This window comes from Nocardiopsis sp. CNT312 (assembly GCF_000515115.1).
Classification (GTDB): Bacteria; Actinomycetota; Actinomycetes; order Streptosporangiales; family Streptosporangiaceae; genus Nocardiopsis.
Map to the genome: position 1 here is coordinate 122,003 of NZ_AZXF01000018.1, position 21,605 is coordinate 143,607.

Annotated in this window: 23 protein-coding genes; 10 read left to right on the top strand and 13 right to left on the bottom strand. The window is 72.0% G+C overall.

Going from position 1 to position 21,605, the window contains the following annotated elements; genetic code table 11:
* Window positions 1–3: 3 nt before the first annotated feature.
* The 5 genes from B042_RS0109175 to B042_RS0109195 form a co-directional block, all read right to left on the bottom strand.
* Window positions 4–816 (bottom strand): ABC transporter ATP-binding protein, encoded by an 813-nt coding sequence (locus tag B042_RS0109175; protein WP_028648042.1) that lies wholly within the window; start codon window positions 814–816, stop codon window positions 4–6.
* The gene (locus tag B042_RS0109180) at window positions 813–1,847 is read right to left on the bottom strand and encodes an iron chelate uptake ABC transporter family permease subunit (protein WP_028648043.1); all 1,035 of its coding nucleotides are present in this window, start codon (window positions 1,845–1,847) and stop codon (window positions 813–815) included. Before B042_RS0109180 ends, B042_RS0109175 begins: the two co-directional genes overlap by 4 nt.
* Window positions 1,844–2,887, bottom strand: a complete 1,044-nt coding sequence (locus tag B042_RS0109185; RefSeq protein WP_028648044.1) for an iron ABC transporter permease — start codon at window positions 2,885–2,887, stop codon at window positions 1,844–1,846. The genes B042_RS0109180 and B042_RS0109185 overlap by 4 nt, the downstream gene beginning before the upstream one ends.
* Entirely contained in the window at window positions 2,884–3,918 is a 1,035-nt protein-coding gene (locus tag B042_RS0109190) for an iron-siderophore ABC transporter substrate-binding protein (RefSeq protein ID WP_028648045.1), read from the bottom strand. The genes B042_RS0109185 and B042_RS0109190 overlap by 4 nt, the downstream gene beginning before the upstream one ends.
* 252 nt (window positions 3,919–4,170) lie before the next feature.
* Window positions 4,171–4,989, bottom strand: coding sequence for an AraC family transcriptional regulator (locus B042_RS0109195; protein ID WP_051415570.1), 819 nt, complete (start codon window positions 4,987–4,989; stop codon window positions 4,171–4,173).
* 176 nt (window positions 4,990–5,165) lie between these two features.
* Here B042_RS0109195 and B042_RS0109200 point away from each other — a divergent pair, with 176 nt between their 5' ends.
* Window positions 5,166–6,317: a DUF3500 domain-containing protein gene (locus B042_RS0109200; RefSeq protein WP_051415562.1), complete on the top strand. Its 1,152-nt coding sequence runs from the start codon at window positions 5,166–5,168 to the stop codon at window positions 6,315–6,317.
* Window positions 6,318–6,343: 26 nt separating this feature from the next.
* Here the strand turns inward: B042_RS0109200 and B042_RS0109205 are convergent, their stop codons facing one another.
* The 5 genes from B042_RS0109205 to B042_RS0109225 all read right to left on the bottom strand — a co-directional run bounded on the left by B042_RS0109205 (window position 6,344) and on the right by B042_RS0109225 (window position 8,685).
* A complete protein-coding gene (locus tag B042_RS0109205) occupies window positions 6,344–7,516 on the bottom strand; it encodes an MFS transporter (RefSeq protein WP_028648048.1) in 1,173 nt (390 codons plus the stop codon).
* Between the two features lie 279 nt (window positions 7,517–7,795).
* Window positions 7,796–7,999, bottom strand: coding sequence for a hypothetical protein (locus B042_RS0109210; RefSeq protein ID WP_028648049.1), 204 nt, complete (start codon window positions 7,997–7,999; stop codon window positions 7,796–7,798).
* Window positions 7,996–8,232, bottom strand: a complete 237-nt coding sequence (locus tag B042_RS0109215; protein ID WP_028648050.1) for a hypothetical protein — start codon at window positions 8,230–8,232, stop codon at window positions 7,996–7,998. The genes B042_RS0109210 and B042_RS0109215 overlap by 4 nt, the downstream gene beginning before the upstream one ends.
* Before the next feature lies 1 nt (window position 8,233).
* Entirely contained in the window at window positions 8,234–8,503 is a 270-nt protein-coding gene (locus B042_RS0109220) for a hypothetical protein (protein ID WP_028648051.1), read from the bottom strand.
* Window positions 8,500–8,685: a hypothetical protein gene (locus tag B042_RS0109225; protein ID WP_036554376.1), complete on the bottom strand. Its 186-nt coding sequence runs from the start codon at window positions 8,683–8,685 to the stop codon at window positions 8,500–8,502. Before B042_RS0109225 ends, B042_RS0109220 begins: the two co-directional genes overlap by 4 nt.
* A gap of 211 nt (window positions 8,686–8,896) precedes the next feature.
* Here B042_RS0109225 and B042_RS0109230 point away from each other — a divergent pair, with 211 nt between their 5' ends.
* From B042_RS0109230 to B042_RS0109235, 3 genes are all read left to right on the top strand, one after another.
* Entirely contained in the window at window positions 8,897–9,745 is an 849-nt protein-coding gene (locus tag B042_RS0109230) for a helix-turn-helix transcriptional regulator (protein ID WP_028648053.1), read from the top strand.
* Window positions 9,742–9,939 carry a DUF397 domain-containing protein gene (locus tag B042_RS24900; protein WP_081748686.1) on the top strand — a complete coding sequence of 66 codons (198 nt, stop codon included), beginning with the start codon at window positions 9,742–9,744 and terminating at the stop codon, window positions 9,937–9,939. The genes B042_RS0109230 and B042_RS24900 overlap by 4 nt, the downstream gene beginning before the upstream one ends.
* Before the next feature lie 437 nt (window positions 9,940–10,376).
* A complete protein-coding gene (locus tag B042_RS0109235; RefSeq protein WP_036554419.1) occupies window positions 10,377–11,174 on the top strand; it encodes a potassium channel family protein in 798 nt (265 codons plus the stop codon).
* Between the two features lie 104 nt (window positions 11,175–11,278).
* On the opposite strand, the gene argG is transcribed toward B042_RS0109235, so the two are convergent.
* Together argG and B042_RS0109245 are read right to left on the bottom strand one after the other, a co-directional pair.
* Window positions 11,279–12,730, bottom strand: a complete 1,452-nt coding sequence (gene argG / locus B042_RS0109240; RefSeq protein WP_028648055.1) for an argininosuccinate synthase — start codon at window positions 12,728–12,730, stop codon at window positions 11,279–11,281.
* Window positions 12,731–12,824: 94 nt separating this feature from the next.
* On the bottom strand, window positions 12,825–13,994 hold the full coding sequence (locus tag B042_RS0109245) for a glycosyltransferase (RefSeq protein WP_036554377.1): 1,170 nt from the start codon (window positions 13,992–13,994) through the stop codon (window positions 12,825–12,827).
* A 291-nt stretch (window positions 13,995–14,285) separates the two neighbouring features.
* Between B042_RS0109245 and B042_RS22525 the strand changes: the two genes are divergently transcribed.
* Window positions 14,286–14,696: an ester cyclase gene (locus tag B042_RS22525; RefSeq protein WP_036554379.1), complete on the top strand. Its 411-nt coding sequence runs from the start codon at window positions 14,286–14,288 to the stop codon at window positions 14,694–14,696.
* A gap of 141 nt (window positions 14,697–14,837) precedes the next feature.
* The gene (locus B042_RS22530; RefSeq protein ID WP_081748687.1) at window positions 14,838–16,466 is read left to right on the top strand and encodes a glycoside hydrolase family 10 protein; all 1,629 of its coding nucleotides are present in this window, start codon (window positions 14,838–14,840) and stop codon (window positions 16,464–16,466) included.
* 9 nt (window positions 16,467–16,475) lie between these two features.
* Here the strand turns inward: B042_RS22530 and B042_RS0109260 are convergent, their stop codons facing one another.
* Window positions 16,476–17,093, bottom strand: coding sequence for a maleylpyruvate isomerase family mycothiol-dependent enzyme (locus tag B042_RS0109260; RefSeq protein ID WP_028648057.1), 618 nt, complete (start codon window positions 17,091–17,093; stop codon window positions 16,476–16,478).
* Between the two features lie 158 nt (window positions 17,094–17,251).
* Between B042_RS0109260 and B042_RS0109265 the strand changes: the two genes are divergently transcribed.
* The 4 genes from B042_RS0109265 (at window position 17,252) to B042_RS0109280 (ending at window position 21,579) form a co-directional block, all read left to right on the top strand.
* On the top strand, window positions 17,252–17,641 hold the full coding sequence (locus tag B042_RS0109265) for a MerR family transcriptional regulator (protein ID WP_036554381.1): 390 nt from the start codon (window positions 17,252–17,254) through the stop codon (window positions 17,639–17,641).
* Window positions 17,642–17,782: 141 nt separating this feature from the next.
* Window positions 17,783–18,958 (top strand): MFS transporter, encoded by a 1,176-nt coding sequence (locus B042_RS22535; RefSeq protein WP_081748694.1) that lies wholly within the window; start codon window positions 17,783–17,785, stop codon window positions 18,956–18,958.
* A gap of 251 nt (window positions 18,959–19,209) precedes the next feature.
* Window positions 19,210–20,703, top strand: a complete 1,494-nt coding sequence (locus tag B042_RS0109275) for a SulP family inorganic anion transporter (RefSeq protein WP_036554383.1) — start codon at window positions 19,210–19,212, stop codon at window positions 20,701–20,703.
* Window positions 20,704–20,775: 72 nt separating this feature from the next.
* Window positions 20,776–21,579 carry an SDR family oxidoreductase gene (locus tag B042_RS0109280; protein ID WP_028648060.1) on the top strand — a complete coding sequence of 268 codons (804 nt, stop codon included), beginning with the start codon at window positions 20,776–20,778 and terminating at the stop codon, window positions 21,577–21,579.
* Window positions 21,580–21,605 lie beyond the last annotated feature (26 nt).

Consider the following 21,605-nt stretch of genomic DNA (forward strand, 5'->3'; position numbering starts at 1 on the left):
CGCTCAGGCCTCGGCGGGGGCGTGGTGGTGCCTGCCGATGGGCAGCATGAGCGGACGGCCCGACGTGGGGTCGGTGATGACCGAGCTGCGCAGCCCGAACACCGCCTCCACCGTCTGGGGGGTGAGCACCTCCTCGGGGGTGCCCTCGGCGTACAGGCGGCCGTCGGCGAGCGCGATGAGGTGGTCGGCGTAGCGCGCGGCCAGGTTGAGGTCGTGCAACACCATGACGATCGTCGTGCCCAGGGACCGGTTGAGGTCGGTGAGCAGGTCGAGGACCTCCACCTGGTGGCTGACGTCGAGGAACGTGGTGGGCTCGTCGAGCAGCAGCAGGTCGGTGCGCTGGGCCAGGGCCATCGCGATCCACACCCGCTGGCGCTGCCCGCCGGAGAGCTCGTCCACCGGACGGTCGGCCAGCTCCACGGTCCGGGTGGCCTCCAGCGCCTGGGCGACCGCCGCGTCGTCGGCCCGGCTCCACCGCGACAGCAGCCTCTTGTGCGGGTGCCGCCCCCGGCCGACCAGGTCGCCGACGGTGATCCCCTCGGGGGCGATCGGCGACTGCGGCAGCAGGCCCAGGGTGCGCGCCACCTCCTTGGACGGCAGGCGGTGCACCTCCCTGCCGTCCAGCAGTACGTGCCCGCCCTTGGGCTGGAGCAGGCGCGACATGGAGCGCAGCAGCGTGGACTTGCCGCAGGCGTTGGCGCCGACGATCGCGGTGACCCGCCCCGGCGGGAGCGTGAGGTCGAGGGAGGAGACGACGACGCGGTCCTTGTACCCCAGCGTCAGGTCCTGCACGAGGAGCGAATGGGCCGTGGTCACAGGGAGCCTCCCACACGGTTGGTTCTGACGATCAGGTAGATGAGGTAGGGCGCGCCGAGCACGCCGGTGACGACCCCCACCGGGTAGCGGGTGCCGAACGCGAACTGGGCGCACAGGTCGGCGACCAGGACGAGGAGCGCCCCCACCAGCGCGGAGGGGACGAGCAGCGAGCCGTGCGGGCCGACCAGGCGCGCCGCGATCGGGCCGGACAGGAACGCCACGAACGCGATCGGCCCGGCGGCGGAGGTGGCGAAGGCGATGAGGCCCACCGCCGCGACGATCGCGACGAGGCGGGTACGGTCCACGCGCACGCCGAGCGCGGAGGCGGTGTCGTCGCCGAGCTGGAGCGCGGACAGGTTCGCGCCCTGGGACAGCAGCACGGGGGCGAGCACCGCCAGCGCGACCAGGACCGGGACGGCCTCCTCCCACGTGGAGCCGTTGAGGCTGCCGGTCAGCCACCGCATCGCCTCCTGGAGGTCCCACTGGGCGGCCTGGTCGAGGACGTAGGCGGTGACGCTGTCGAGCATGGCGGCGAGGCCGATGCCGATGAGGATGAGCCGGGTGCCCGCGACGCCGTCCTTGAAGGAGAGCCCGTACATGAGCAGGGCGACCCCGAGCCCGGCGGCGATCGCGAAGGCGGACACGCCGGTCCGGTCGAGGGAGAGCACGACGATCGCGAAGACGGCGGCGGCACCCGCCCCGGCGCTGATGCCGATGACGTCCGGACTGGCGAGGGGGTTGCGCAGCATGGTCTGGAACGTGACGCCGCCCAGGCCGAAGCACAGCCCCACAGCGAGCGCGAGCACGGCGCGCGGCAGCCGGAGCCGGCCGACGGTGAAGGAGGCGCCGGGCACCTCGTGGCCGAGGACGACGGCCACGACGTCGCCCGGCGGGTAGAAGGTCCGCCCCACCATGAGGCTCGCGGCGAAGACGGCGGCGATCGCCACGGCCAGGACGGCGATCACGGCGTACCGCCTGCGGGCGCGGCGGACGCGCCCCCGGGCGACGGTCAGGGCGGTGCTGGTGCTCACAGTTCGCGAACCTTCTGGCGGCGGACGATGTGGATGAAGAACGGAGCGCCGATCAGCGCGGTGACGATGCCCACCTGGAGTTCGGCGGGGCGGGCGATGAGGCGCCCGACCACGTCGGCGGCGGTGAGCAGGGCGGCGCCGCCGAGCGCGGAGAAGGGGATGAGCCACCGGTGGCCGACCCCGACCAGCAGGCGGCACAGGTGCGGGACGACCAGCCCGACGAACCCGATCGGGCCGGTGACGGCGGTGACCGCGCCGCACAGGGCGACGGCCCCGAGGGCGGCGGTGCCCCGCGCCAGGGCCACGCGCTCGCCCAGCCCGGCGGCGAGGTCGTCGCCCAGGGCGAGGAGGTCGAGTCCGCGGGCGGAGAGCAGGCAGAGGGCGAACCCGGCGACGAGGAACGGGGCCACCTGGGCGAGGCTGTCGAACGTGCCGCCGCCGACGCCGCCGATCTGCCAGGAGCGGACACTCTCGGCGATGTCGCCCCGTGGCAGGACCACGGCGGTGATGAACGAGGCCAGTGCTGCGGCGGTCGCCGATCCGGCCAGGGCCAGTTTGAGCGGGGTGGTACCGCCCCGCCCCAGGGAGCCGATCGCGTAGACGAACACGGCGGTGGCGGCGGCCCCGGCGATCGCGGTCCAGATGTGGCCGGCGGCGGTCGTCAGGCCGAAGTAGGCGATACCGGTCACGACGGCGAGCGAGGCACCCATGTTCACGCCGAGGATGCCCGGGTCGGCGAGCGGGTTGCGGGTGACGCCCTGCATGACCGCGCCGGACACGCCGAGGGCCGCCCCGGCGAGGACGGCGAGCAGGGTGCGGGGGATGCGTTTGGCGACGGCGGCCTGGTCGAAGCCCTCGGCCGATCCGCCCAGGGCGGCGGTGACGGCCGACCAGGGGACGTCGCGGGAGCCGAACACGAGGGAGGCGAACATGAGCGCGGCCAGCACGCCGAGGACGGCGAGCAGCCAGAGGGGACGGCCGCGTCCCGGGCGCCGCGCGGGGGCGGTGCCCGGGGCGGGCGGTGCTGCGGTGGCGGTCACCGGTCGCTGTCGGCAGCCGCGGCCAGCAGTTCCAGGTAGTCCTGGAGAACCCAGGAGATGGCCAGCGGGGTGGGGTTGGCGGCGGTGCCCAGGGGCTGGTCACCGGGGAGGTTGACCACGGCACCGCTTTCCACGGCGGGCATCTGCGACAGCAGCGGGTCGGCCTCCAGGGCCTCCACGAGCTCGTCGCCGCCGTAGGTGACGATGATCTCGACGTCGTCGAAGGCGTCGGCCTGCTCGGCGCTGTAGGTCTGGGAGAACTGGTCGGTCTCGGCGGCGGCGGTGGCGACGCTCTCCGGGGTCGCCAGCCCCAGGTCCTCGAAGAACAGGGCGCGGGTGTCGTGCGGGGTGTAGAAGCTGACCTCGCTGAGGTCGGTGGTGTCCACGTGGGTGAGGAACATCGTGGACTTGCCTTCGAGCCGCGGGTACTCGGCGGCGGAGGCGGCGATCTCGGCCTCCAGGTCGTTGATCAGCTGCTCGCCCTCCTCGGCCATACCGATGCCCTGGCTGTTGAACGCGATCATGTCCTGCCAGGGGGTGCCCCAGGCGGTCTCGGGGTAGGCGACGACGGGCGCGATCTCGGTGAGGGTGTCGTAGTCCTCCTGGGTGAGCCCGGAGTAGGCGGCGAGGATCACGTCCGGCCGGGTGTCGGCGACCGCCTCGAAGTCGATGCCGTCGGTCTCGTCGAACAGGACGGGGGTCTCGGCGCCGAGTTCCTCCAGCTTCTCCTCGACCCAGGGCAGGACGCCGTCGCCGTCGTCGTCGCCGAAGTTGGCGGCGGCCATGCCCACGGGGACGACGCCCAGGGCGAGGGGGACCTCGTGGTTGGCCCAGTTGACGGTGGCGACGCGCTCGGGCTCGGCGTCGATGGTGGTGGTCCCGAGGGCGTGCTCGATGGTGACGGGGGTCCAGTCGCCGCCGGAGGCGTCCGCGGCCTCCTCGGCGGCGGGCTCCTCTGCGGAGCAGGCGGCGAGGCCGAGGGTGAGGACCGCGGCCGAGGACAGCGCGATCAGGCGTGAAACGCGGGGCATGGGGGTTTCCTTCCGGTGTGCGGCCGCGCGGTCCGTTAGCGGTTCCGCGGCCGGTGCTCTCGCGCCGCCGCGCCCCGGTCGCACGGCTCTGTGCAAGGGGTTCGGGCAGGCGGGGAGAGGGGCGCCGTGGTGCGCGGGTACGTACTCGGACCCGCACCGGCCACGACGGTTAGGTTTGCCTAACCAAATTTAAAGCCTGCCTGAAAAGTACGCAATCGCTGAGATCTGACATGGTTTGTAGCGAAACGGACATCACTGGTCCCGGAACCGGGCCGGACTCATCCCCGTGACCCGTCGGAACGCCGCGCCGAACGCGCTCGCCGAGTGGTACCCGACGCACTCGGCGACCGCCTCGATGCCCTCCCCCCTCGCCAGCATCCCGATCGCCTGCTGCACCCGTGCGGCGGCCAGCCACCGGCTGAACCCGAGCCCGGTCTCGGCGTGGAAGGCCCGTGTGAGCGTGCGGGTACTCACACCGAGCCGCTCCGCCCACACGGCCAGGGGCGTGCCGTCGGCCGGATCGGCGCGGACCGCCTCGACGATCGGGGCGAGCAGCGGCGACTCCGGGATGCGCAGGAGCAGTTCGTTCTCGGCGGGGGCGAGCAGATCGAGCACCATCGCCTCCGTCCGCGCGCGCTCGGACGGAGTGAGGTCCTCGGCACCGAGCCGGTCGAGCAGCAGGCGCAGGAGGCGGGTGATCCCCACCGCGACGGGCCGCTCGGAGATCGAGGGCACCGCGTGGATGCCGAAATGGACGGCGCGGTGCCAGGTCCCGGCCGGGGTCCACCCGGAGTGGGGCGCACCCGCCGGGATCCACAGGCCCAGCACGGGCGTGATCGTCCAGACCCGCACCCCCACGGTGACCGAGGACGAACCCCGCTGGTTCCACAGGAGTTCGTGCGTGGGGTGGGAGTGCTCCTCCCAGAAGGTGTCCCTGGGGATGACCTCCGCCGAGGGCATGGCGACGAAGGGCACCTCGATCTCACCGGCGGCGTAGCTGGGCAGGCGTCGGTTCTCGGCCGCGCCGCCGTGCGCCCCGGCGGCGCGCGAGGCGGCCCCGGTCGGCCGGATGTCTGGGTCACTCACCCGGACAAGGGTAATCATCCCTGGTCGGAGCCGCGCTACCGCCCCTCCCGTCAGCACGGGAACAGAAGCGGCCCCAGGGACCAGCGTGTCCCGGGCGACGGCGGCCACCGCGCCGACTAGGTTCGACGTGACGCGGTCCCCTTCTCCTGCCGAGGAGTCCCATGCCCGGTGCGGTCGGACCCCAGCCGGCCCCCACGAGCCGAGCACGCCGCGGTGCCCGGACGCTGGGCTCGGCGGTGCTGGCCGCGTGCCTCACCGCCGCGGCCACGGGCTGTGAGGTCGACGGGGAGGCCCTCCTCAAGGGCCGGGAGCCCTCACCGGAGACCGAGGTGGACGGCAACGCCAACACCGCCGAGGTCGTGGCCGCCGCCGACGCCTTCCTCGACACCCTGGCCGAGGAGCAGCGGAGCGAGGTCCTGCACGAGTTCCGGGACGGGGCCAAGCGGACCGGCTGGTCCTACGTGCCCTTCGACTACCTGAGGCGCAACGGCCTCGCCCTGGCCGACATGGACGGAGAGCAGAAGGAAGCGGCCCTGACGGTCATGCGGGCGGCCCTCAGCGAACAGGGGTTCCGCCAGCTCCAGGGCATCCGCGCGGCCGACGGCCGCCTCGCGTCGATCGAGGAGGCGCGTGAGCGCGACGGCGCCTCCCCCGAGGCGGAGGGCCCGGAGTACGGCGCCGACCTGTACGCGATCGCCTTCTTCGGCGATCCGGACGAGACCAGCGAGTTCATGATCCAGTTCGGCGGCCACCACTTGGCCTACAACCTCACCTACGGCGGCGGAGACGTGAGCATGTCCCCCACCCTGACGGCGGTCGAGCCGGTGGAGTTCGAGTGGGAGGGCCGGTCCTACGCCCCGCTGGCCGACTCCCAGGAGGCCACTCTGGACGCCGTCGCCGCACTCACCGCCGAGCAGCGGACCGCCGCCGAGATCGGGAGCGAGAACGAGGACGGGTTCGACCACCTCGCCCTGGGTCCGGGCGACAGCGGCCCCTACCCCGCACCCAAGGGCATCGTGGTCGCCGAACTCACCGAGGAGCAGCAGGACCTGGTCACCGCGATGATGCGCACCTGGGTGGACGACATGGACACCGAGTCCGCCGAACGGCTCGTCGCCAAGTACGTGTCCGAGTACGACCGCACCTACCTGGGGTGGAACGGTGCCACGGACGCCGACGACGTGAAGACCTACGTCCGCCTCCAGGGGCCCTCCGTGTGGATCGAGTACGCCAACCGGCCCGACCGGGTCCTGGACGGCGTGCACCCGCACACCGTCTTTCGCGACAGGACCTCCGACTACGGGTGGACCTGAGCCCGGACGGACCGGGCACGACACGGCTAACGGGCGGCGAAGGAGGCCGCGAAGAGGACCGCTGCCGAGACCAGCAGCGCCCCCGGCGCCCCGACCGAACCCGCCACGCCCGCCGCCGCGGCGGGGATGGCCACCTGGCCGAGCCGGTTGCCCCACATGCGCAGGGCCAGCGCCGCCCCCCGCGCGCCCTCCGGGGCGGCCGTGGCCACCTCCGCCATGGTGAGCGGCTGGCCTAGGCCGAACAGGAACCCGCCCGCCGCCAGCACCGAGGCGAGCGCCACCGGGCCGAGGCCCGGCACCGCCACCAGGGCCAGCGACAGCCCGGCGACCGCCGTGCTGGCCACGATCAGGCTCCGGCGCGACCAGCGGTTGAGCAGCCACGGCAGGCACAGGCGCGAGACCAGCGAGGTTCCGGCGCGCAGGCTCAGCAGGACCCCGACGAGCACGGGCGAGATGCCCCGGCTCTCGGCGATCAGCGGCAGGTAGGCGGTGAGGATGTCCACGGCCGACAGCAGAGCCAGGCTGGACAGGAGCGCGGCGGGCATACGGCGGCGGCTCAGGATCTCGCGCGTGGTCGCGGCGGGGCCGTCCCCGCGTGTCTGGGCGGGGGCGCGCACGGCCACCAGGGGCAGGACCGCCAGCGAGGCCAGCGCGGCCAGGACCCCGGCGACGGTCAGGGCGGTGGAGGTCGCCTGGAGCAGGGCGGGGCCGGAGGCGTCGGCGAGCAGCCCCCCGGAGATCAGCGGACCGGCGAGCTGGCCGAGGGAGGCCGCGGCGGTGAACCAGCCGAAGTCGCGGTCCAGGTGCTCGGCGGGCGACAGGCGGGCGATGATGCCCTGCCCGGCGACCATGCACAGCAGGTGTCCCACGCCCACCACGGTGCTGGCCAGGGCGATCGAGACCAGGCCGCCGGTGCCCGCCAGCAGGAGGCTTCCGGCGGCGAGGAGGGCGGCACCCAGCCCGATGATCCAGCCGAGCCGGCTGGCGCGGTCGGTGGTGCGGCCCACGGTGACCGCGATGAGCAGCGGCACCAGGGCGTAGACGGCGGTGACCAGGCCAACGGCGACGGCGTCGCCCCCGAGGGAGATCGTGCGGTAGGAGATGAGCGGGCGGATGAGGTTGAGGGCGGTGTTGGCGAACACCACGCTCACCAGGAGCGGCAGCAGCCACCGCTGTCCGGGTGGACCCGTGCGCACCATGGTTCCCCCTCCCCCACCTAGGACACCCGCGACGACAGGGGATCATCCCACGCGGGAGCATCGGGCCCGCGCAGGCCCTGCCGGGCGCGCGGAACGGCGGCGGCGGCGGTGGGGGCCGGGCCGCGGCCCCGCCTCACCGTCGAGGTTCGCCCCAAGACGAAACTCAGCGCCGAGGTTCACCCCAGGACGAAACTCGACTACACAACAACAAACCTCGATCCCGCTCGTTGGGCGGAGCCCGCGCGCCCGGGAGGCTTAGGGGTCCCGGGCGCGCGGAGACTAGGCGTCCCGTCGGCACCTGTGCGCGAGTCGGGCGCGCAGCGCGGCGGTATCGGGCGCGGTGATCTCCTCGAAGAGGTCACCCGCCCTGGACCAGCCCGGTGGGCGGTGCGCCACGTAGGTCACCGTGCCGTCGTCGGCGGTGCGGGTGGTGAGCACCCACCGGCCCTCCAGCACCTCGCCCAGGGCCCTGTCCAGACTCACGTCGCCGTCCCCTTCCCCAAGTGTTCCAGGGGCGAGGTCCACACCAGCGGCGGCCGGTGCGGGTCCGGCCGACTGGTGACCGCCACCCGGGTGAGGTGGCCCCGGGTCGCGGCGCAGACCGCCCGCCCCTCCAGGTTCGGGCCGAGGTAGCGCAGCCCGGCCCCGTGCCCGCGCGCCCACGCGGCGAGGTCGGCCAGGGTGGGCAGCTCGGCGATGTCGCACACACGGTTCATGTCAGACCACCCGCCGGATGGAACGCGCCCGCTCGGGCTGCGCCCCGGTGGTGTAGGCCACCGGCAGGCGCGAGAGCGCGCCGTCGACCATGTCCAGCGCCCCGAGCAGGTCCCCCGAATCAGCGGCGCAACCCAGCGCGCGGCGGGCCGCCGCGCCCCGCTCGCGGACCAGTTCCAGGTAGGGCAGGTGCCCGTCCGCTCCGCCGGGCGGGGGCACGTCCAGGGCGTCTCGCACGGCCGCGAGCAGGTCGCTGGCGGTGATGTCGATCATGCGGCGGCCCCCCGCGTGAGCAGAAGCCGGACCGCCAGCGCCAGCGGCGCGAGATCCCCGGCCGGGTGGGAGACGTAGAGCCGCACGCGGGAGGAGCGGCATCGGCGGCGGGACAGCCGATCGGTGGCGCGGTGGCGGACCACCGCCAGGGCGGACGGGTGCAGGTAGCGCAAAGCGCACACCTCCAGGGGTCGTGCCGGATGGGAGGTCCGGCGACTGCATTGGGTAATGCCATGATCCATGTTGGCCGCTGAATTTGTAATGCCAAAGAAAAACTTTCATGCTGGATATGGGTTCTGGTGGATACAAAAAAGATTGGTGGATGACTAAATGTCCCGTAGTGCGAAGATCGACGTAGGATCAAACCACAGCCGCACCCGAAGGAGGCCAGACGTGACCGGCAGCCCCACCGTGCGCCGACGGCGCCTCTCGTACCTCCTCCGCGACATGCGCGAGGTGAAGGGCTACACCGCCCAGTACGTGACGGACCAGCTCGGCTGGTCGCGGGGCAAGCTGACACACATCGAGCAGAACCAGTGGAAGCGGCCCAACCGCCGTGACATCGAGGACCTGCTCGACATCTACGAGGTAGAGGACTCAGATCGGCGAGAGGCCGCGCTCGCGCTCGTTCGCCAGGCACGCCAGCGCGGATGGTGGGTGTCCTACTCAGATGTCTGGGGAGGGGGCACGTTCATCGGTCTGGAAGCCGAAGCGAAGTCGATCCGCACGTTCGAAGCCCTCGCCATCCCCGGATTGCTCCAGACCGAGGAGTACGCCCGCGCGGTCATCCGCTCCGGAGGGATCACCGACGAGGACGACATCGACCGGCGCGTACAGGCCCGCATGATCCGCAAACAGGTCCTCACCGGACCAGACGCTCCTCTGTACTGGGCCATCATCGACGAGGCAGCACTCCACAAGATCGGCCCCGACCTCGCGGAACAGCTCCAATACCTTCTCGATGCACAGTGTCCGACCCTCGGCATCCAGGTACTGCCGCACGAAGCGGGGCCACATGCCGCGCTCACCGGGCCGTTCGTGATCCTGGACTTCCCCAAGCCCGATCCGAGCGCGGTCTACGTCGACACGGGTTCCGATGAGCTGTACCTGGAAAAGCCTCCGCACCTCGCGCGATACGAGAGCCTCTGGAGGCACATCCAAGCCACCGCACTCTCGGTGGAGAAATCGCGCCACCTGATCGCGGCGCTACTCAACTCGACGCAGAAGGCACCGAACCCATGAGCATCGCCCACGCGACCCCGTCCAACTGGCGTAAGTCCAGCTACAGCAGTTCACATGGCCAGAACTGCGTGGAGGTCGCCGACCTCTCCCATGGTGTGGCCGTGCGTGACACCCAGAACCGGAAGTCCGGACACATCACGTTCGGTGCTGAGGCGTGGTCCGCGCTTCTGGGCACTATGCGTACCGGCCGATAGGACGCCAGACACAAGAAGGCCCCCGGCACTCCGGGGGCCTTCCGCATGCATTACCCAATGCATATCCCACACCGAGTCTATCGGCCAGGGCGGTGAGCGGCCAGACAGCGAGCCCGTAGGGCTGCGTGCGCGAGCCCAGGGCGATACGGTTGAGGGCAGGCCGCGCAGTCGATGCCACAAGAAGATAAAGCGCTGCGTTGTCCCAGGTCATTTAGGTGAGCCCCGCGCACGCGGGGATGGACCGGGGGGTGCGGTGGAACCAGAAACGGCCCCCACTGTGAGCCCCACGCACACGGGGATGGGGCAACCCCTGCACCAGCGCAAGGGTCGACCACCCGAAGACACCACTCCCCCGTTATCAACCTCATGCGCCCCTGTGACCAGTCGTTATGCCCTCGTTTACAGACCACGGCATCCGGGATGGTGTCATGGAACGCATGGACCGTCCTGACCAGAACCCGGAGAACCCCACCACCACGGAGCAGTGGCACCGCTGGACCGACTGGCCACTCGTGGCGGCGGCCTTCCTGTTCCTCGGTGCCTACGCCTGGCCGATCCTCGACCCCGCCTTGGGGCTTCCGTGGCTGTTCGTCTGCGACACGGTCATGGCCGTCACGTGGGTGGCCTTCGTCGCCGACTACGCCGTCCGGCTGTGGATCGCCCCGGACCGGTGGAGGTTCGTGCACACCAACCTGCTGGACCTGGCGATCATCACCCTGCCGGTGCTGCGCCCCCTGCGCCTGCTGCGCCTGCTCACCGTCCTGACCGTGCTGAACCGCACCCTGTCGATCACCTTCCGCAGCCGCATCTCCATGTACGCCGCCCTCGGCACGAGCCTGCTCATCCTGGTCGCCGCGCTGGCCGTACTCGACGCCGAACGCGGCATGGAGGGCGCCAACATCCAGACCTTCGCGGACGCGCTGTGGTGGGCGCTGGTGACCATCACCACGGTGGGCTACGGCGACTTCTACCCCGTGACCACCGAGGGACGCTTCATCGCCCTGGGCCTGTTCGTCGGCGGTATCGCCCTGGTGGGTGTGGTGACCGGCTCCCTCTCCTCCTGGTTCATCGAGAAGGTGCGCGACGGCTCCGACCGCGACGATGAGCAGTCCGCGATCCGCACGCTCACCGCGGAGGTCCGGGCGCTGCGCCGCGAACTCGACGAGCAGGAGCACACCGCGTCCGCCGCCTCCTCCGGTGCCGAACCCGGTTCCGCGCCGCCCTCGGCGAACTGACCGCGGACCGACCACCCGGACGAACCACTCGAACGGAAGGGGCCCGTTCCCACCACCGGAGTCCTGGCGGTGGTGGGAACGGGCCCCGACGTGGGTGTGGGCCGTCAGTCGTTGCCCGACTCCAGGGCGGCGTGGTCGAGCAGGTCGCCCTCCTCCGAGCCCTGGCCGCGGGAAGCGATCGCCTCGGCGCCGCCCTCGGGCATCGCGCCGATGAGCCCGGTGGCGGCGGCCTGCGCGGCGCCGATCGTCGCGGGCTGGGTGGCGTCGCCCACCAGACCCAGGCGGGCGTACTCCTCCAGCTTGGCGCGCGAGTCGGCGATGTCGAGGTTGCGCATGGTCAACTGGCCGATGCGGTCGACGGGGCCGAACGCGGAGTCCTCGGTGCGCTCCATGGACAGCTTGTCCGGGTGGTAGCTGAACGCGGGGCCCGTGGTGTCCAGGATGGAGTAGTCCTCCCCGCGCCGCAGGCGCAGGGTCACCTCGCCGGTCACGGCGGTGCCCACCCAGCGCTGGAGAGACTCGCGCATCATGAGGGCCTGCGGCTCCAGCCAGCGCCCCTCGTACATGAGCCGTCCCAGGCGCCGCCCCTCGTTGTGGTAGAGGCTGATGGTGTCCTCGTTGTGGATGGCGTTGACCAGCCGCTCGTAGGCGGTGAACAGCAGCGCCATGCCGGGGGACTCGTAGATGCCGCGGCTCTTGGCCTCGATGATGCGGTTCTCGATCTGGTCGGACATGCCCAGGCCGTGGCGTCCGCCGATCGCGTTGGCTTCCAGGACCAGGTCCACGGCGGAGGGGAAGTGCTTGCCGTTGATGGTGACCGGCCGACCCTGTTCGAACCCGATCGTCACGTCCTCGGCGGCGATCTCCACCTCGGGGTCCCAGAAGCGCACGCCCATGATGGGCTGGACGATCTCGATGCCGGTGTCCAGGTGCTCCAGGGACTTGGCCTCGTGGGTGGCGCCCCAGATGTTGGCGTCGGTGGAGTAGGCCTTCTCCTCGCTGTCCCGGTAGGGCAGGCCGCGCTCGACCAGCCACTCCGACATCTCCTTGCGTCCGCCGAGCTCGTGGACGAAGTCGGCGTCGAGCCAGGGCTTGTAGATGCGCAGTGCGGGGTTGGCGAGCAGGCCGTAGCGGTAGAACCGCTCGATGTCGTTGCCCTTGTAGGTGGAGCCGTCACCCCAGATCTGCACGCCGTCCTCCAGCATGGCGCGCACCAGCAGGGTTCCGGTGACGGCCCGCCCCAGGGGCGTGGTGTTGAAGTAGGCGCGGCCGCCGGAGCGGATGTGGAACGCCCCGCAGGCCAGGGCCGCGAGTCCTTCCTCCACCAGGGCCGCACGACCGTCGACCAGACGGGAGACCTCCGCGCCGTACTCGGTGGCGCGGCCGGGCACGGAGGCGATGTCGGGTTCGTCGTACTGGCCGATGTCGGCGGTGTAGGTGCACGGGACGGCGCCCTTCTCGCGCATCCACGCGACCGCCACCGAGGTGTCGAGACCCCCGGAGAAGGCGATCCCGACGCGTTCACCGACGGGCAGAGAGGTGAGTACCTTGGACATAGCAATAAGTATGCATGAATATGCATGCTCATTCAAACCCGAGGGGGCGGTGTGTCGAACGGCACCGCCCCCCGGGCCCCTCGGGCGGAGCCGGTCAGGTCCGGACCGCGGACATGACCACGTCCACCAGCCGCTCGGCGGCGTCGGGGCGGCCCGCCTGGCGCGCCTGGTCGGCGATGCGCTCGCGCCGCTCGGGGTCGTCCAGCAGCGGCTCGACCGCCTCACGCAGGCGCTGGGCGTCCACCTCCTCCAGCAGGGCCACCGCCGCGCCCGAGTCCTGGAGGTGGCGGGCGTTGTGCCGCTGCTCGTCCCCTGCCGAGGTGGCCAGCGGGACGAACACGGCGGCCTTGCCGAGCGCGGTGAGCTCGGCGATCGTCCCCGCGCCGCTGCGGGAGACCACCACGTCGGCGAGGGCGAGGACGTCGGGCAGCTCCGGACCGACGAACGCGGTCAGGTGGTACCGGCCCAGCAGCTCGGGGTCCAGGCCGCGCGTCGCCTCGCGGAGCGCCTCCTCGTTGGCCGCACCGCACTGGTGGACCACGTTGGCCCGGGTGAGCAGCCACGGCAGCAGGTCGCGCACGGTCTCGTTGATCTGCACCGAGCCCTGGGCACCGCCGGTCACGTACACGGTGGGCAGCTCCGGGTCCAGGCCCTCGAACCCGAGCCCGACGGCGGCCTTGGCTGCGTCGCCGGTGAGCACCTCCGGGCGGACCGGGTTGCCGGTCACCACCGCGCGGTCGCGCACCCCGTCGGGCAGCAGTTCGGTGGTGGAGGGCGAGGAGACCGCGACGCTGGTGGCGAAGCGCGCGAGGACCTTGTTGGCCAGTCCCAGGCGCACGGTCTGCTCGTGCACCACCAGCGGCCGGCGGCACACCGCCGTACCCAGGCCCACCGGGACGGCCACGTAGCCGCCGGTGGCCAGCACGGCGTTGGGGGCGAACCGCTTGATGATCCGCCGCGCCTGGGAGACGCCGCGGGGCACGTTGGCCATGTCCCGCATGTTCTCGCCGTTGAGCATTTTCAGGGGATTGGCAGCACGGCGGACCTTGCCCACGGCGACCGACGCGAACTCAATGCCGTTGGCGGCGGCCACGCGCTGTTCCAGGCTGTCGGCGGCGCCGACCCACAGGACCTTGAGGGTGCCGCCCCCCTCCTCCCATCGGCTCCTCAGGGCGTTGACGGCGGTCAGGGCGGGGTAGGTGTGCCCTCCCGTCCCTCCGCCGGTCACGACGAGGCGCAGTTCCTGGGCTTGGCTGTTGTGCACGGCGTTCCCATCTGATGGCCCGCGGGAGCCACGGGCGGGGGTTCGGATCTCTAGGGGGAGTCCGCGGCCTCGACGGGCCGGGGCGGCCCTGACACGGTCCGCGATAGCACGTTAGCCCCCCTGAGCCCCCGCCGCACACACGTTCCGGCCTTGTGTACCCGATGACCTGGATCGACACTGGTGGGAGAATGGTGTACGGGTTTCCCGGCGGGACCCGGACCGTGGGCGGCGGGACGCCGGTACCCGCCGGTCGGCGCACACCGAGACGACCGGCACGGGGGGCACCGAACCATGGGCACGGCCGCCGACATCCAACGCGAGTACTTCGCCGTGATGCGCTCCGGTGGCAGCGAGGAGATCCGGCGCATGCTCCACCCCGAGTACGGGTTCACCGACGAGGAGGGCGCCCTGCAGGGTGTCGACGACCGCCTGATCAGGAGGTGGGTCTTCACGCAGGCGTTCCCGGACTGGGAGCTCACGATCCACAGGCAGATCGAGGTGGACGGGGTGAGCGTGCTGGAGGGGACCGTCACGGGCACGCACCGCGGTCCGCTGATCGACGTCCCCGCCAGCGGGCGTCGGATCAGCGTCGGCCTGTGCAACATCGTGGACGTCCGCGACGGCCTGATCCTGCACGAGCGCGAATACGCAGACAAGTTCGCACTGCTCCAACAGGTCGGCGGGGTGCTCCCCGCCTCGTGACCGCACGGCCGTCTCCGCGGGTCGGGAGGGGCTCCCAAAGCCCCAGGTTCATTACTCTTGGTAGTCGGGTAATGACTCAATGAACTCTCCAAGGGCGGGACCGTCCACCGCCGCCACCCAGGAAGACGGAAAGGAACCGCGTTGGCGCACCACAGACGTCCCGCGTCCACCACCCGAGCCGCTGTCGCCTGTACCGCCCTGACCACGGCGCTCACCGCGTCCCTGGTCCACGCCCCGCCCGCCGCGGCCGCCGAGGACTCCCGGCGCGCCCCCGGCGTCTGCGAGACCTCCGCCCAGACTCCGCCCAAGCGCCAGATGCGCGGCGAGTGGATCGCGGGCGTGCACAACATCGACTGGCCCAGCCGCCAGGGCATGACCGCGCAGGAACAGCGCGACGAACTGACCGGACTCTACGACCAGGCACGCGCCCACGGCCTCAACGCCGTGTTCGTCCAGATCCGCCCCACCGCCGACGCCTTCTGGCCCTCCCCCCACGAACCGTGGTCGCGGTGGCTCACCGGCGAGCAGGGCGGCGACCCCGGCTACGACCCGCTGGAGTTCGCAGTCGAGCAGGCCCACGCACGCAACCTGGAGTTCCACGGCTGGTTCAACCCCTACCGGGTGGCGCTGCACGACGACCCGGGGCGGCTGGCAGCCGACCACCCAGCCCGGCGCAACCCCGACTGGGTGTTCGAGTACGGTGGCCGCCTCTACTACGACCCGGGCGTGCCCGAGGCCCGTGCGTTCGTGATCGAGGCGATGATGCACGCGGTGGACAACTACGACCTGGACGGCGTGCACTTCGACGACTACTTCTACCCCTATCCCGTGAGCGGGGTACCGGTCCCGGACCAGGACACCTTCGCCGAGCACGGGGGCGGGTTCGAGGACATCGCCGACTGGCGGCGCCGCAACGTCGACCTGCTGGTCGAGGGGATGAGCCGGGCCGTGCACGAGGCCAAGCCGCACGTGCGGTTCGGCGTCAGCCCGTTCGGGATCTGGCGCAACTCCGGCAGCGACCCGGAGGGCTCTGCCACCCGCGGGTTCGAGTCCTACGACCGCATCTACGCCGACAGCCGCCGATGGGTGCGCCAGGGGTGGCTGGACTACGTCAACCCGCAGGTCTACTGGGAGATCGGGCTCGACGTGGCCGACTACGCCGAACTGGTGGGCTGGTGGGAGCGGGTCACCGCGGGCACCGGCACCCACCTGTACATCGGCCAGGCCGCCTACAAGGTCGGCAACGAGGGGGCCTGGTCCGACCCCGGCGAACTCTCCGCGCACCTGGACCTGAACCGGGACCACCCCGGCGTGGACGGCGACGTGTTCTTCAGCGCCACGTCCCTGCGCACCAACGCCGCCGAGGCCATGGAGATCGTGGTCGAGGAGCACTACGGCCACCCCGCCCTCATGCCGCTGGACGAGGACCTGGGCGGGGCCGCGCCCGCCCCGCCCGTGGCCGAGGGGGCCGCGCGGGCGGACGGGAACGTGCTCATCCCGGTCGGGCCGGGGAAGGACGCCTCAGGACTCCCCGCACCAGCCTCCTACGCCGTCTACGCCTTCGAGGGCGACCTGGACCCGCGCGAGGACCCCTGCCTGCTGGAGGACCCGCGTTCGATCGCGGCCACCGTGCGCGCCGACGCCTACGGCAGGGCCGCCGTCACCGTGCCCGACTCCGGCGAACGCACCTACTACGTGACGGCGCTGGACCGGTTCCACCGCGAGAGCGCGCCGTCCGCGCCGGTGAGGCCGCCCCGGGCGGAGTCCTGAGCAGCGTTCTCAGCAGCGTTCGCGCAGCACCGGCACACCGTCGCCGGTGAGGTCGTCGCAGAACACACCGCGCCCGGTCATGGCCATGACGAGTGCCAGGGTCGGGCCGGACACGCGCGGCCCCTCGCCTGTGGCGAACGGTCCGTCCGTCGCCACTAGGCGTAGCCCGCCGATGCGCCCCCTGGCGACGACCACCGTGTCGGTGCCGCCGTAGTACGCGGCCAGCTCGGTGAGGACGTCGATCGGGTACTCGCGCGCGATGCCCAGGGGGCGGCGGATGTCCTCGCCGTGCACGACGGCCTCGCCCAGGGTGGGCAGGGCTGGGAGGGGCGCGGTCGTGCTAGTGACGGCGGCGCGAAAGTTCTCCAGCGTGTCGGCGGGGGTGCGGCCCATCCGCTCGGCCAGGCGCATGGCGACCTGCTTGTCGAAGTCGAACCGGCAGCGGATCACCCCCGCCAGCCACCGCATGCGGCTCAGGGAGGCGCCCGCCGTCATGTGGGCGAGCACCTCGCGGACGGTGAGGCCGGTGCACAGGGACGGGGTCTCCCACTGTGCTTCGGTGAGGTCGGCGAGGTCGGCGGCCAGTGCCGCGCGTTCGGTGTGGGCGGCCGCCCAGAGAGGATTCACGGGGCGACGGTAGCGCTCACCACCGACACACGAGGTCGGCGAGGGGTGGTCCGGTCCGCGGAGTCCGTCGCCGCCCCGCCTGGCGTCGGCGGTGCTCCACCGCGCCCTCTACCGTGGAACGACGGCGACGGAGGGGGGCCACGGTGGCGCAGCACCGGATGCGGATCGGTGAGGTGGCGGAGCGCACGGGGCTGTCCCTGCGCACGATCCGCTACTACGGCGAGGTCGGGCTGGTGGCGCCCTCCGCGCGCTCCCAGGGCGGGTTCCGGCTCTACACCGCCTCCGACGTGGACCGCCTCCAGTTGATCAAGCGGATGAAGCCGCTGGGGTTCAGCCTGGAGGAGACCCGCGACCTACTGGCGGCCGTCGACGGCCTGGAGTCCGCCGGGACCAGCAAGGACGAGCGCCGGGCCCTGGCCGAGCGGCTGGACCGGTTCGAGGCCGACATCGCCGAGCGGTGCGCCGCGCTGCGCCGCCAGTTGGAGATGGCCGAGGAGTTCGGCGAGCGGCTACGGCACAAGCGCACCGAGCGCGACGCCTCCGCCTGACCGGCCGCGCCTCCACCCCCCGTCCCCGAACGAGGAGCCCCCTTGTCCGCTACCGGCCCCGAGACCCCCTCCGCCACCGAGCGCACCGGACCCGCCGCGCGCGGCCGGACCCGGATCGTCGCGGTCTCCTCGCTGCTGCTCATGCTGAGTGGGCCCGGACAGACGGCCGGGATCTCGGTCTTCGTCGACCACGTCATCGCCGACCTGGGCATCGGCCGTTCCGCGGTCTCCCTGGCGTACATGGTCGGCACGCTCTCGGGAGCGCTCGCGCTTCCCTGGATCGGGCGGGCGGTGGACCGGTTCGGGGTGCGCCGGACACTGGCCGCCGTCGCCCTGGGCTTCGGCGCCTTCCTCGTCGGCCTGGCCTGTGTGCAGGAGGTGGTCGGCCTCACCGCGGGGTTCGTCGGCGTCCGGGCCCTCGGCCAGGGCGGTGTGACACTGGTGGCCACGACCGCCGTCGCCATCACCGTGACACGCAACCGCGGGTTCGCGCTGGGGGTGGTCACCTCCCTGGGCTCGGCGGGGATCTCCCTGTTCCCGCTCATCGCCGAACGGGCGGTCACGCTCGCGGGCTGGCGCTACACCTTCGCGGCCGAGGCGCTGCTCGTCTGGGCCGTCGTGCTGCCCATCGCCTTCTGGGGGCTGCGCGGGGCCGGTCCGGCCGCGGAGGGCTCCGGGAGCGGTAAGGGCGCGGGCCGGGAGGACGGAGAGGCGTCCGCGCCGGCACCGGAGTGGCCGCTGCGGGAGGTGGCGCGCACGTCGGTCTTCTGGGCCATGGCGGCCGGGGTGGCGTGCAGCGGGCTGGTCGCCACCGCCGTGTTCTTCCACCAGATCTCCGTCCTCGGTGAGCGGGGGCTCTCCCCCACCGAGGCCGCCGCCAACTTCCTGCCGCAGACCGTCGCCGGCCTAGGCGCCTCGGTCCTGTTCGGATGGGCGGCCGACCGGTTCTCGCCCAAGGCGCTGATGTGCGCCTCCATGGCCCTGCACGCGGGGGCGCTCGCCGTGCTGCCGCTGGTCGGCCCCGGTGCGGGCGCGCTCCTGTACGGGGTGGCCCTGGGGTCGGCGGCGGCGGGCGCGCGGGCCGTGGAGGGCGCGGCGCTGCCGTACTACTTCGGTACGGCGAACCTGGGGTCCCTGCGCGGCCTCACCCAGGGGATCGTGGTCGCCGCCACGGCGGTCGGGCCGATCCTGCTGTCGCTGGCCTACCAATGGGCGGGGTCCTACCGTCCGGGGGTGCTGGCCCTGGCGGCGCTGTGCGCGGTGGTCGGGATCGGGGTGTGCTTCGCACGGCCTCCCAGGCCACGCGTGGTCCCATGATGTGAAGAACCAGACATTCACTCACATTTCATCACTCTGCGTCATGTGTGAGGGGCGTCTCAGTCGCCCACGGTGACGCCAACCCTCACGTAACGGTAGAGTCTGACACGTCGGGCCGACCGCGGCCCGCCCCTTCGATCCTCCACCGCGCCCGGCGAGGGCCTCACGCCCCCGGCGCACCGGTGCACGCCTTCCGACAGACCCGAACACCGCGGTCCGTGCTGTGGACCGCCCGAAACCAGAGGGGTTCCATGGCTCCGCCCGTGAAGACCCGAGCAGGATCGCTCAAGTCCAGGATCCCCGGCGCCGCCCAGCTCCGCGCGGACGTGCTCGCCGGTCTGGTCGTGGCGCTGGCCCTGATCCCCGAGGCCATCGCCTTCTCCATCATCGCCGGGGTCGACCCGCGCGTGGGGCTGTACGCCTCCTTCGTCATGGCCGTCGCCATCTCCTTCCTCGGCGGCCGCCCCGCGATGATCTCCGCCGCCACCGGCGCCATGGCCCTGGTCGCCGCCCCGCTGTCCATCGAGTACGGCGTCGACTACCTCCTGGCCGCCACCATCCTGGCGGGGGCGATCCAGATCGTCCTGGGCCTGCTCGGGGTGGCCAAGCTCATGCGGTTCGTCCCGCCAAGCGTCATGACCGGGTTCATCAATGCCCTGGCCATCCTCATCTTCCTGTCACAACTGCCCCACTTGAGGGGCGTGGGCTGGCCGGTCTACGCCATGGTCGCGGTCGGCCTGGCCATCATCTTCGGCCTGCCCAGGCTGACCACCGTCGTGCCCGCCCCGCTGGTGGCGATCGTGGTACTGACCGCCGCGGCCCTCGCCCTGGGCATCCCGGCCAGCACGGTCGGGGACATGGGCGAGCTGCCCGACAGCGTCCCCTTCCCGTTCCTGCCGGACGTGCCCCTGACCGTGGAGACCCTCGCCCTCATCGCGCCGTTCTCCCTCACGCTGGCGCTGGTGGGGCTGATGGAGTCGCTGATGACCGCGAAGGTCGTCGACGAACGGACCGAGACCTCCTCGGACCACTCACGCGAGGCACGCGGACAGGGCATCGCCAACGTGATCGTGGGCTTCTTCGGCGGCATGGCCGGGTGCGCGATGATCGGCCAGACGATGATCAACATCTCCTCGGGTGCCCGCACCCGGGTCTCGACCTTCCTGGCCGGGGTGTTCCTGCTGATCCTGTGCGTGGTGCTGGGCGACCTCGTGGGCATGATCCCGATGGCCGCACTGGTCGCGGTGATGGTCTTCGTGTCGGTGGTGACCTTCGACTGGCACAGCGTCGCCCCCAAGACGGTGCGGCGGCTGCCCTGGACCGAGACGCTGGTCATGGTCACCACGGTCGCGGTGGTGGTCTACACCCACAACCTGGCCCTGGGCGTGATCGTCGGTGTGATCGTGTCGATGGTGCTCTTCGCCCAGAAGGCCGCCACCCACGCCGACGTCACCAGCGTCCTGGACCCCGAGGGCGGCACCCGCGTGTACTCGGTGCACGGCGAGCTGTTCTTCGCCTCCACCAACCAGCTGGTGGGCCGGTTCGACTACGCCGAGAAGGACCTGTCCAAGGTGGTCGTGGACATGTCGGAGGCCCACGTGTGGGACTCCTCTGCGGTCGCGGCGCTCGACCACGTCTCCGAACACTTCCGCAAGCACGGCGTCGAGGTCGAGATCACCGGCCTCAACGAGCGGAGCCGGCAGTTGCACAAGGAGCTGACCGGCACCCTGACCGGCGGCCACTGACGGCACGGAGGTAGGAAGGGGGCACGGGCCGTCAGCGGCCCGCGCCCCCTTCGCCGTCTCCGAGGAATCTCAATGACCGACACCGCCGCCAGGACCGCACTCGTGACGGGAGCCTCCTCCGGGATCGGGGCCACCGTGGCCGCCGCCCTGGCCGGGCGCGGATACCGCGTCTACGGCACCAGCCGCTCCCCCGGTTCGGTCCCCGATCCGGTTCCCGGGGTGGAGTACCTGGCCCTGGACCTGGCCGACCAGTCCTCGATCGAGGCGTGCGCGGAGGCCGCCGGAGCGGTGGACGTGCTGGTCAACAACGCCGGGGAGAGCCAGAGCGGCCCCTTCGAGGAGCTGCCGCCCGAGGCCCTGGAACGGCTCTTCCGGGTCAACGTGCTCGGACAGGTCCGGCTGACCCAGCTCCTGCTCCCGGGGATGCGCGAACACGGGTACGGCCGGGTGGTGATGGTGGGCTCCATGCTGGCGAGCTTCCCGCTGGCCTACCGGTCCTCCTACGTGGCGAGCAAGGCGGCGCTCAAGGGGTTCTCCGACGCCCTGCGCCGCGAGGTGTCGCCCTACGGGGTCCGGGTGACGACGGTGGAGCCGGGGTCGATCAACACCGGGATCAGCGAGCGGCGCACCCAGTACCTGAGGGAGGGCTCGCCGTTCGCCGAGGAGTACCGCACCATGCCGGGCAGGCTCAACGCCAACGAGGCGGCGGGCATCTCCGCGGAGACCGTCGCGGAGACCGTTCTGCGCGCGGTCGGCGCCGACCGGCCGCGCCCCCTCTACGCCGTGGGCAGCAGCGCGCCGGGGGTGTTCGCCCTGCGCCGCCTGCTGCCGTACGCGACGGTGCTGCGGATGGTCGCCCGCAGGCACGGCCTCTGAGGGCACCGGGGCGGCGGGCCGGGCAG

Excerpts from the sequence above, each read along its gene's own strand:
- B042_RS0109190 (WP_028648045.1), bottom strand. The coding sequence starts at position 3,918 with ATGCCCCGCGTTTCACGCCTGATCGCGCTGTCCTCGGCCGCGGTCCTC.
- B042_RS0109200 (WP_051415562.1), top strand. The coding sequence starts at position 5,166 with ATGCCCGGTGCGGTCGGACCCCAGCCGGCCCCCACGAGCCGAGCACGC.
- B042_RS0109205 (WP_028648048.1), bottom strand. The coding sequence starts at position 7,516 with ATGGTGCGCACGGGTCCACCCGGACAGCGGTGGCTGCTGCCGCTCCTG.
- B042_RS0109215 (WP_028648050.1), bottom strand. The coding sequence starts at position 8,232 with ATGAACCGTGTGTGCGACATCGCCGAGCTGCCCACCCTGGCCGACCTC.
- B042_RS0109220 (WP_028648051.1), bottom strand. The coding sequence starts at position 8,503 with ATGATCGACATCACCGCCAGCGACCTGCTCGCGGCCGTGCGAGACGCC.
- B042_RS24900 (WP_081748686.1), top strand. The coding sequence starts at position 9,742 with ATGAGCATCGCCCACGCGACCCCGTCCAACTGGCGTAAGTCCAGCTAC.
- B042_RS0109235 (WP_036554419.1), top strand. The coding sequence starts at position 10,377 with ATGGACCGTCCTGACCAGAACCCGGAGAACCCCACCACCACGGAGCAG.
- argG (WP_028648055.1), bottom strand. The coding sequence starts at position 12,730 with ATGTCCAAGGTACTCACCTCTCTGCCCGTCGGTGAACGCGTCGGGATC.
- B042_RS22525 (WP_036554379.1), top strand. The coding sequence starts at position 14,286 with ATGGGCACGGCCGCCGACATCCAACGCGAGTACTTCGCCGTGATGCGC.
- B042_RS0109265 (WP_036554381.1), top strand. The coding sequence starts at position 17,252 with ATGCGGATCGGTGAGGTGGCGGAGCGCACGGGGCTGTCCCTGCGCACG.
- B042_RS22535 (WP_081748694.1), top strand. The coding sequence starts at position 17,783 with ATGCTGAGTGGGCCCGGACAGACGGCCGGGATCTCGGTCTTCGTCGAC.
- B042_RS0109275 (WP_036554383.1), top strand. The coding sequence starts at position 19,210 with ATGGCTCCGCCCGTGAAGACCCGAGCAGGATCGCTCAAGTCCAGGATC.
- B042_RS0109280 (WP_028648060.1), top strand. The coding sequence starts at position 20,776 with ATGACCGACACCGCCGCCAGGACCGCACTCGTGACGGGAGCCTCCTCC.